Below are 258 nucleotides of genomic sequence, written 5' to 3'. Positions count from 1 at the left end.
CTCAAACGACTCCTAATCCGAAAGCTCAGGCGGATGGCGTAAAAACAGCATATGACAAAGCGGGAATTGATCCAAGAACCGTAACTTATATTGAAGCGCATGGGACTGGAACCGAGCTGGGCGATCCAGTAGAAATCAACGGTTTAAAAGCGGCATTTAAAGAGCTGTATGAAAAAACGGGGGACCCGGCCGTTCATGGCAGCCATTGCGGACTTGGGTCAGCGAAAACAAACATCGGTCACTTATCGCTGGCGGCCG

General features: G+C 50.4%; 1 protein-coding gene. It reads left to right on the top strand.

Features of this window, described 5'->3' with window-relative positions; translation table 11 throughout:
- The coding region (locus F1003_RS18940) for a beta-ketoacyl-[acyl-carrier-protein] synthase family protein (protein WP_155090371.1) at nucleotides 1-258 on the top strand (258 nt) is incomplete at both ends.

Source organism: Winogradskyella ouciana (genome assembly GCF_009709615.1).
GTDB classification, from domain to species: domain Bacteria; phylum Bacteroidota; class Bacteroidia; order Flavobacteriales; family Flavobacteriaceae; genus Winogradskyella; species Winogradskyella ouciana.
This window is presented reverse-complemented; position numbering and strand designations above follow the sequence as displayed.